Annotated in this window: 10 protein-coding genes; 4 read left to right on the top strand and 6 right to left on the bottom strand. The window is 45.2% G+C overall.

Features of this window, described 5'->3' with window-relative positions; genetic code table 11:
- Positions 1 to 131: 131 nt before the first annotated feature.
- Both ACQ4M5_RS39035 and ACQ4M5_RS39030 read left to right on the top strand, forming a co-directional pair.
- Entirely contained in the window at positions 132 to 434 is a 303-nt protein-coding gene (locus tag ACQ4M5_RS39035; protein WP_430681180.1) for a transposase, read from the top strand.
- Between the two features lie 199 nt (positions 435 to 633).
- Positions 634 to 1,194, top strand: coding sequence for a molybdenum cofactor guanylyltransferase (locus ACQ4M5_RS39030; protein WP_430681179.1), 561 nt, complete (start codon positions 634 to 636; stop codon positions 1,192 to 1,194).
- On the opposite strand, the gene ACQ4M5_RS39025 is transcribed toward ACQ4M5_RS39030, so the two are convergent.
- Positions 1,154 to 1,885, bottom strand: a complete 732-nt coding sequence (locus tag ACQ4M5_RS39025; RefSeq protein WP_430681178.1) for a lipoate--protein ligase family protein — start codon at positions 1,883 to 1,885, stop codon at positions 1,154 to 1,156. The genes ACQ4M5_RS39030 and ACQ4M5_RS39025 overlap by 41 nt on opposite strands.
- A gap of 107 nt (positions 1,886 to 1,992) precedes the next feature.
- Between ACQ4M5_RS39025 and ACQ4M5_RS39020 the strand changes: the two genes are divergently transcribed.
- Positions 1,993 to 2,463, top strand: a complete 471-nt coding sequence (locus ACQ4M5_RS39020) for an orange carotenoid protein N-terminal domain-containing protein (protein ID WP_430681177.1) — start codon at positions 1,993 to 1,995, stop codon at positions 2,461 to 2,463.
- 63 nt (positions 2,464 to 2,526) lie between these two features.
- Here ACQ4M5_RS39020 and ACQ4M5_RS39015 read toward each other — a convergent pair whose 3' ends face one another.
- On the bottom strand, positions 2,527 to 2,997 hold the full coding sequence (locus tag ACQ4M5_RS39015) for a YbjN domain-containing protein (RefSeq protein WP_430681176.1): 471 nt from the start codon (positions 2,995 to 2,997) through the stop codon (positions 2,527 to 2,529).
- A 221-nt stretch (positions 2,998 to 3,218) separates the two neighbouring features.
- Here ACQ4M5_RS39015 and ACQ4M5_RS39010 point away from each other — a divergent pair, with 221 nt between their 5' ends.
- The gene (locus ACQ4M5_RS39010) at positions 3,219 to 4,094 is read left to right on the top strand and encodes a DUF2267 domain-containing protein (protein ID WP_430681175.1); all 876 of its coding nucleotides are present in this window, start codon (positions 3,219 to 3,221) and stop codon (positions 4,092 to 4,094) included.
- A gap of 14 nt (positions 4,095 to 4,108) precedes the next feature.
- On the opposite strand, the gene ACQ4M5_RS39005 is transcribed toward ACQ4M5_RS39010, so the two are convergent.
- From ACQ4M5_RS39005 to ACQ4M5_RS38990, 4 genes are read right to left on the bottom strand one after another with little or no spacing between them, the layout of a single operon-like run.
- On the bottom strand, positions 4,109 to 4,459 hold the full coding sequence (locus ACQ4M5_RS39005) for a Dethiobiotin synthetase (protein WP_430681174.1): 351 nt from the start codon (positions 4,457 to 4,459) through the stop codon (positions 4,109 to 4,111).
- Between the two features lie 51 nt (positions 4,460 to 4,510).
- A complete protein-coding gene (locus ACQ4M5_RS39000) occupies positions 4,511 to 5,512 on the bottom strand; it encodes a Rieske 2Fe-2S domain-containing protein (RefSeq protein WP_430681173.1) in 1,002 nt (333 codons plus the stop codon).
- 23 nt (positions 5,513 to 5,535) lie between these two features.
- Positions 5,536 to 7,314, bottom strand: coding sequence for an ABC transporter ATP-binding protein (locus tag ACQ4M5_RS38995; RefSeq protein ID WP_430681172.1), 1,779 nt, complete (start codon positions 7,312 to 7,314; stop codon positions 5,536 to 5,538).
- Positions 7,311 to 9,044 carry an ABC transporter ATP-binding protein gene (locus tag ACQ4M5_RS38990; protein ID WP_430681171.1) on the bottom strand — a complete coding sequence of 578 codons (1,734 nt, stop codon included), beginning with the start codon at positions 9,042 to 9,044 and terminating at the stop codon, positions 7,311 to 7,313. Before ACQ4M5_RS38990 ends, ACQ4M5_RS38995 begins: the two co-directional genes overlap by 4 nt.
- Between the last annotated feature and the right edge of the window lie 56 nt (positions 9,045 to 9,100).

The following is a 9,100-nucleotide window of genomic DNA, read 5'->3' as shown; positions in this document are numbered from 1 at the left end:
TCAAGCGTGAGCAGGAAGAGAAACAGTAAGACAAACCTGAAAACAAATGAAGGAAGCAGTATACTGATGAACAAGTAAATGCTGCTAAAAATTCGGATACCTGGTCTAGTTTTGAGGGTTCATTTCAGACATTGGCGGAAACAGGACGATTGACGGTGGTGGTGCAGGACAATTGCAAGACTCACAAATGTGAACTCGTTAAAGCTCACTGGCAGCGATGGGAAACTCAGGGATTATTGCTGTTTTTTCTGCCGCCATACAGTGCCCATCTCAATCGCATTGAAGGGCAATGGCATCAACTCAAAGCGCACGAGATTGCGGGACGGATGTTTGAAGACGAGTATGATTTAGCCCAGGCGGTGATCCAAGGCATGGAAGAACGGAGTCAATCTGGGGGATACGCAATAGACCGTTTTAAGTTTAATTCCGCCTAGCTACTTAGCTAGAAATAGAACTCCCCGGTGGCTCGTCTTTGATAGAGCACTTGTTCTTAAAAATTGGATTTTTCGAGGTGCCCCATAGTGATTCGCTGTGAAAATTGTAATTAGCTTAAAGTTGGTTTAGCGTTTCCACATTGCTGAATTGAATCAGCAGTGACTTGATTGTGCAAGTCGCAAGCGATAAGATCCCGTAATGAATCAATCTCTCAGTGCAATTATTCTCGCAGGTGGTAAAAGCTCCCGAATGGGACGAGATAAAGCTTTGATCGAAATCGATGGAGTTCCGCTACTGAGACGAACTTATGATGCTGCGAAACAGTGTACGGATTCGATTTATGTTGTGACTTCTTGGCGCGATCGCTATCTATCAATTCTCTCTGATGTGCAATGGATCGAAGAATCGAGTCCTCGATCGCCGATCGTTGCCTTCTCTGAAGCGTTTGAACAAATTTCGACCGATTGGGTGCTGTTATTAGCGTGCGACTTACCCCGATTAAACGGTGAAACATTGCGGGAATTGATAGCACAGTTGGGAGAAGTCTCGATCGTAGTTGCCCGAAGTGAAGAAGGTTGGGAGCCGCTCTGTGGATTCTATCGACGCGATTGTTTGCCAAGTTTGCAGAATTATTTAGCACAGGGAAAGCGATCGTTTCAAGATTGGCTCGATTCGGAGACGGTACAGGAATTGCAGATTCGCGATCGACAAATTCTATTCAACTGCAATACACCCGACGATCTTGGAGCAATTGACTAATCTCTTGCCATTCTGATTCGGTGAGTGGTTCAGTCTGCAAATCAATTTCAAAACAGTCTCTTGCAGATTGAATTAACGTATTGATAATTTTGTCGATCGAACTTTCCACTTTCAGAAATTCCATCTTCTGTCCAAACACTTGTTCAAATAACTGGGCATCCGATTGAATCTGCATTGATCCATGCTGCAAGATGGTGTCACTTCTACGTAACTGAGCACTTCCAATCAATTTAATACCTTCAGAAGTGACTAAATCTGCTCCTGTCGCAGTTCCAAAACAGTTTGGATTATGAATGTATCCTCGTCCCGCTTCCCCGTACTGTAATTCAATTCCCAATTGTTTCCAGCCTCGAATCAGAAACTCACAAATCGTTTGGTACGCCTGCATTCGATTCTGTCCCAATCCAGAAGTAATCACTGAGTAAGTTAAATCACCTTGATGCAAAACAGCGCGACCTCCACTGGGACGACGAACTAACTCGATCGCGCTTCCATTCCAAGTCAAAGATTCCCAAGCTTCAGGATATTGCCGTTGATGATAACCGAGCGAAATTGCAGCAGGCGACCAGGTATAGAAGCGTAAAGTAGGCGGATGTGAACCTGATCGATGTTGTTCAAGTAGCCACGTATCGATCGCCATTTGCACTCGTCCTGGAGCCTCAAGAATTGGAATTAACCGCCATTCTTTCATCTAGCATCTGTTAAAAGGCAATTGTATCGTATCTATCTTTTGCGGGGGGATCGTCGATCGTATCAGACACTACCTTTAGGGCATTCCTATCTATTCAATGAGGACTTATGCCTTACAATCACAGCGAGAATACTCAACGTGCTCTGTCAATGTTTCAACAATACGACATTGATACTCAGCTTGCATTGCTTTGGTATGGTTATCTCGATATTAAAGATGAATTAAATCCTGCTCCCCCTCCATCTGCGGATACGCTTGCCAAAACGATTTATGGTGAAATCAAGGCACTGTCCCAAGACGAGCAGCTTCAGGCACAACGTGACATTCTCAGCGGCGCAGAAAGTCAGTTTGGTAAGTCATACAGTGCATTGAGCAACAGTGCAAGAATCGAAGTCTGGTTATTGTTAGGGCAAGGAATGGAAAGCGGTGAAATCATCAATGTTCCTTCCGATTACAAACTGCCCGAACAAACTCATGAATTCAGCGACTTTATCTCTGGATTGAGCTTTGAAGAGCGCGTCGAATTCATGCAAGCTGGAGTTCAAGGAATGGGTGCAGCTTCTACAACAGCACAATAATGATTAGAAGAAAATGATTAGAAGAACTCCAGGGTTTTAGCGGCTCTGGAGTTCTTCAATTTGTTAAGCTGTTCCAAACTCCGATCGCAGTGCATCATCGTTATCATCTGCGATCGTCGCCACAACTGTAATGAGTCGCGACACTTCACCCGGCGACAATTCTGCCACTGTTCGAGAAGAAACGACGACCACTTGATTGTTAAAAATTGCAAAATGCGATTCAAAAGTCGTTAACCAATTCATCTCAAGCAACTTACGACTCAACTGCGCTTCATTTTGTACAGGCAGATCCAACACGGTTGCCCAAACTGAAAACGTATCTTCATCGGTCGTTCCAGTCAGTTGGACAAAGGTTTCTACACTGCCATATTTGAACTTCCAAACATAGCCATTTTCGTTCTCATTGTGGCTGACCATCGCACTATTCGACTGATCTAAGCTATCGATTACGGTTTCGATGACTTGGATCAAGTTCATGCCTGCGGCTTGGTCTACTGTCGTTAGAGGAGCGAGATCGGGTTGATAGTTCGTCATAAAGTCAAATGTACGTGTAGAAGTTGAACGTTCTCTGCTTCCCTTTTACCTCAGTTTTGGAGATTTCTTCACCTTTGTAGCAAGGAATTCAGATTTTGAAACTTTTTGTCTTCCTACCAAAGATAGACGCAGTTTCAAACTACAAATGCCTCAGATGATGGATGAATTGGGGATCGCGATCGCGGAATAGTTGGGAGGTCACAAGTTATAGGAGAAGGTTTATGACAATCACGATTCGCGATGACGTGGTTTACATTATGCTGAAAAAAATTGATGAAAGCGATAAAGGTCCTGGTCCTGATCCAGTAAAGTTCAGTGCGACCGACTTCGCCAGCATTCCAATGTCTACGGCTGAATTTCTGGGACATTTGGACTATCTGAATCAAAGACAATATATAAACGCTGTATTTTCCGGTAATGCTTACGCGAATCAAGATGATGTTCCGAATGCAGTGAATGAAGAAGAATTCGGACTAAGAATTGCGAATACTTATGGTGCTCCAGATGGTCCCCTGCCGCACTTGATTGAGTTTGAGAAGGCAGAACTGACGGAAAGAGGTCGGGCAATGCTGGCAGATATGGAAGCAAACCCGCCCAAATCGATGGAGTCTGGTCCGACTGTGCCGATTTCTACAAAAGATATGCCGTTCCTAGAGAAAGTCGCGCTCAAAGGTGGAATTTCTGACTTATACGACGCACGAGACATTACTGAAGTCGTGTTCCGAACTATGCGCGACATGATGACGAATGAAGCGGTAGAGCACGTTTCAGAAGAACTCCATGTGCCGCTGGATGAAGGAAACCCCGATCGTACTTTGTACACGGCAACTCCACTAGCAACCGAAGTGTCTGATTTGTGGGAAGACACCAACCCGATCGTGCATTTCCTCAGCCACATTCGTCCGCCGCTGAGAATCAAAGCGGATACTTTCCTATTCCGAGTGAAGCAGGAAGCAGGCTTGCAGCCAAATACGACTCCTGAGCAAGTCATTTTGGCGGTATTTTCAGCGACGAAGGATGAACTCTCTCAAGAGCGCGTTCAAGAAGTTGCAGGGTTCTTGCCCGATAAAATCCGCGAACTTTGGGAACATGCTTAGTCGGTATCGCAGTTTTAAGCCTGCCAAGTGCCTGAAAAAATGCTTTTAACTGCGATCGCAATTCTCCCAAGATCCTCATTCAACAACGGCGGGCATTCCAAACTTCTGGCAAGCCCGCTGTTAAACAATTGCCGCGATTCACTGGATACCAGAAATAAAGCCGAAGCTAATTCTCGATCGATCATCGTCTGATCTTTCAGCGCATCAAACACGACTTTCAACGCCAGCAAAATCGAAGTGACTTGTCCCGGCATCGGAGGCTGATTTTGCCCTAACCGTCCGAGGAATGTATCACTAGCCTTGAGATTAGTTTGGTCGATGAGCAAACGACGAGCAGTTTCGTAATCCACGATCGAGCGTTTCACAGAATTGACTGTATCACTTTAACGCGAATTCACCATTTTGCTCTGAAATTTCTACCGACTCAAATTAGGCTCTGCAACTTCTGGAAAGCTCTCGAAGTTTCTTCGCACCCAATCCATTCCAATTTCATTATTCAGCTTGATATGCTGCGGTGTTTCAGAATAGAGCTTTTCTAAGATATCAGCATCTTGCTCAACGACGGTTTCAACCAGCTTGAGAACATTGGTTTTCATCAATCGGAATACTGGATTTGCAAACTTGCCAAACACTAAAACAAAAGTTCGCGTGTGTGTTTCTGACTCAGGCACGAAGATATGACATTGCTTGATTGTTCCAAGCGGAGTCTCACCATGAAAAATGACGATTGCTGGAAAGTAGTTCTCTAAGTGCGCCTCAATCACTTTCGGCATGGCTAAAAGTGCAGGATTTTTCAGAATATCTTGAAGTTTAGGTTTAGCTCTCGGCATATCGTAGTAAGCATGAGAGTGCAATCCATGATCGATAAACTGCTTGAATTCCACACACTCAATCTCAAACAAGGGGCGATGAGTTCCATTCTGATGATTGTAATCGTGCATATTCAGCAACATCGAAAGCAAATCTGTCTTGATGCTCCGATGTCCTGCAATTCCCGCAAATTCGCACTCTGCTGCAAACTCATTCAGCACCGTTGGAATCGAGATTTTCGGCTCGACACCTCCATAAGACCAGATTAAATCACTTTGAATGATTAGATCTAATGGTTTCAACAACGATTTTGTAGCCTTGTTAGAACCAGGCAGCACTGTTGAACCCGTTCGATCAAACTCCAGCGCATGAAATGGACAAGCGATCGTACTTGTTCCATCTGATTTTGCTACACACCAACCCTCAGAAAGCATCGCTCCCATGTGTGGGCAGGCGTTCGGCAGCGCATGAATTTCACCGCTTGAATCCTGCCAGATCGCGTAGTCGTGACCGTACAACGAAACTTTCATTGGTTTGTTTGGCTTTAACATCGATCGATGTGCCAACAGCCAAGGTGATCCTTGCAGCATTTCCATAACACGTTCCACTGACTTATCTCCCGATTCTATGATCAAACGGGTGTTGGTGTGTTTGAACCGAGTTGCAGTGCATACAAATTGGCATAGATGCCTTGTTGTGCGATTAGTTCGGTGTGTGTTCCATTCTCCATGATTTGCCCGTCTTGAATCACTAATACTTGATCAGCTTGAGTAACTGTGCTGAGACGGTGAGCAATCACAAAGCTCGTTCTATTTTTGAGCAGTTTCGCGATCGCATCTTGCACCAGTGCTTCTGTCCGCGTATCAATGCTACTGGTTGCTTCATCCAAAATCAGAATTCGAGGTTGAATCAACACTGCACGAGCAATACTAATTAACTGCCGCTGTCCCTGACTTAACATTGCTCCCCGCTCACCGAGGTAAGTTGAGTAACCTTGCGGCAAGGTTCTAATCAATTCATGCACGTTCGCGACTTGGGCAGCTTCTTCGATTTCAGCTTGAGTCGCATTTGGACGACCGAAAGCAATGTTTTCTGCAACCGTTCCACTAAATAAAATCGTGTCTTGTAGAACAATTCCAATCTGCCGACGAAGACTTGCTTGGGTGACTGCTCTTACGTCAATTCCGTCGATCGTCACTGCTCCATCTGTCACATCATAGAAGCGCAAAATTAAGTTAATAATCGTACTTTTTCCCGCTCCAGTTGGTCCCACAAGCGCGATCGTTTGTCCCGGTTTCGCGAGTAGATTCACACCTTTCAAGACTCGCTGATTCGCAGTGTAGCCAAAGGAAACATTTTTGAATCGAACTTCACCCTGCATCGGTGGCATCTCGATCGCATTGGGTGCATCATTTAACTGTGACGGTTCATCAAGCAAGCTGAAGATTCTTTCGAGTCCTGCGATCGCAGATTGAGCTTGAGTGTAAAACTGGCTCAAAATCTGAATCGGTCTAAAGAACTGCTGAACATAGATTAAGAACGCAGTAACTACTCCGACGGTTGCTTGTCCTGTCACTGCTAGATAGCCCCCGTATGCGAGTACTCCCGCAGTTGCGATCGTATTGAGAAAGTCGATCGAAGGTAAAAATGCCGCTGTGATTGCCACTGCTTGAATGTTTGCATCTCGATTCGCAGCATTCAGATGTTCAAACTCGTCAATGTTCAGTTCAACTCGATTAAACGCTTGAGCTTCCCGAACACTGCTAATATCTTCTTCGAGCTTAGTGGATAGTTCTCCGATCGTTTTTCGCGTGACTCGGAATCTCGATCGCGCCCACCGTGAAAAAATTGCGGTCGTTAAAATCATCAAGGGCACAACAAAGTTACTCACCAATCCTAGTTGTAGATTGATCGCTAACATTGCAATGATGATACCAACCAAGCTAAACAAGTTACCTAACATCTGAGCAACCGTTTGCCCAAATGCTTGATTGACAGTACTTACATCATTCAGCAAGCGACTCATCAAATCCCCTGCTTCACTTCGATCGAAATAACCCAACGGTAAGCTCTGCACTTTCAAAAAGATGTCCTGCCGTAACTGAGCGAGAACATGCTGAACAATCCAACCGACTCTAACAATCTGTTCGCGAATTGCTTGAATCCCAATCAGATAGATGAGTGTTAGTGCAATCAGCGCATACCATAAGCCCTGTAGATTACCTTGAGCAATGACATTATCAATTGACCATCCGACCACAAACGGACCGACCGCCTGCGATGCTGCTCCAGTTAGAACACAGAGAAGCGCGATCGGGACTTCTTTACGGTAGGGTCGTACATACTGTAAAAACCGTCTCAGCGTGGACATCTGACGAGTTGACTTTTCGGTGCTGAAGGAAGTTCTCATGAGCGTTTCACCTGAGATTCTAAGATTGCGCTGTACAGTGGGCTAGTGTGCATTAATTCCTCATGCGTTCCCTGCGCCATTAACACCCCTTGATCCATCAGCAAAATACGATCGGCATTCCGAACGGTCGAAATCCGTTGTGCAATCACAAACGCGGTACAAGTTCTTTGATCAATGAGTAGATCGAGCGCTTCGTTAATTTGATTTGCAGTTTTCGCATCTACGGCTGAAGTACTATCATCGAGTATCAAAATGCGATAGTCCGTGAGTAAAGTTCGTGCGATCGCAATTCGCTGTTTCTGTCCCCCCGATAATCCAACTCCGCGTTCGCCTACGATCGTGTCATATCCTTCTGGCAAACCTGCAATAAAATCATGAATTTGAGCCGTTTTTGCAGCTTCGATAATTTCTTCTAAAGTTGCATCTGGTTTGGCGTAGGCAATGTTTTCTCTCAAAGTTCCAGAGAACAATGTTGTTTCTTGAAAGACGATGCCGATTTTCGATCGTAAACTCATTAAATTAAAGTCCCGAACATCGTGCCCATCTATCCGAACCGATCCTCTGGTTGGATCATAAAATCGAGGTAGCAAATTGACGATCGTGCTTTTTCCCGATCCCGTCATTCCCAGAATTGCGATTAGCTCATTAGGTTTTGTTTCAAACGAGACACCTTTGAGCGCTTCAGTTGTGGCTCCTGGATAGCGAAAAGAAACATTCTCAAAGGTAATTCGACCGCCACATCGATCGAAAGGAACGGCATTCGGTCGATCGCGAATTTCAATTTCAGCATCAAGCACTTCATACACTCGTGTCGCTGAAGCCGCCGCTTGTGCGATCGCGGGTGCAGCAAATCCAATCAGCAAAATTGGCTGAAGAATGAACAATAGATACGAATTAAACGCAACGAGTTCACCAATGGAAAACCGCTGATTAATCACTTGTGCGCCACCAAATCCCAGAACCGCAACCGTGATCAAATTGCTCAACAGAAAAATCACCGGAAACGTATTCCGAATCGCGTACAGCGTTTTCATACTGACCGCAATCAGTTGATTGTTTAATCCGGTGTAACGCGATCGCTCTTGGTCTTCTCGCACATAAGCCTTGACCACCCGCACACCGAGTAGATTTTCCTGCAACACAGCATTCAAATCACCCAATTGCTCTTGAACCCGCTGAAATAAGCTTCCATTTCGACCAAAAAACCGTAGCAAAATGAAAGCTGCAACGGGAACAACCGTAAGCGTAATCAATGCCAACTGCCAATTCATCACCAGCAGAATTGTTGCGATCGTTACTAATGTTACGACTGCCCCAATCACCTGAATCAAGCTCGTTCCAATAAACGATCGAATCTGCTCAATGTCGCTCGTCGCACGAGTAATCAACTGTGAAGTCTGAGAGCGATCGTGATAGCTAAAACTTAAAGTCTCAATCTTCGTAAATAGTTGATTTCGTAGGTCGTATGCTAACCCTTGCGAAGTCGATTCTGACCAAAACGTTTGTCCAAAGTTGAAGAGTCCTCGTGCGATCGCAGCCGCGACCATCAAAGCCGCACTTTCCCACACAACTGTAAAATTTCGCTGGGCAATTCCCTGATCAATGCCCCACCGAAAAATCTGAGGAGTCACTGCCGTTGCCGCCGTTAACAATATGAGACTGAGAACAGCACCGATCGCGACAAAGCGATGCGATTTCAAGCCTTTCAGCACTCGACTAAGTGAACTCATTGATGAGGTGCTATCTTCGCGCGAATGAGTCAAAGCAGTACCACCTTCAACTGTTA

This window comes from Leptolyngbya sp. AN10, from assembly GCF_050565645.1.
Classification (GTDB): domain Bacteria; phylum Cyanobacteriota; class Cyanobacteriia; order Leptolyngbyales; family Leptolyngbyaceae; genus Leptolyngbya.
This window is presented reverse-complemented; position numbering and strand designations above follow the sequence as displayed.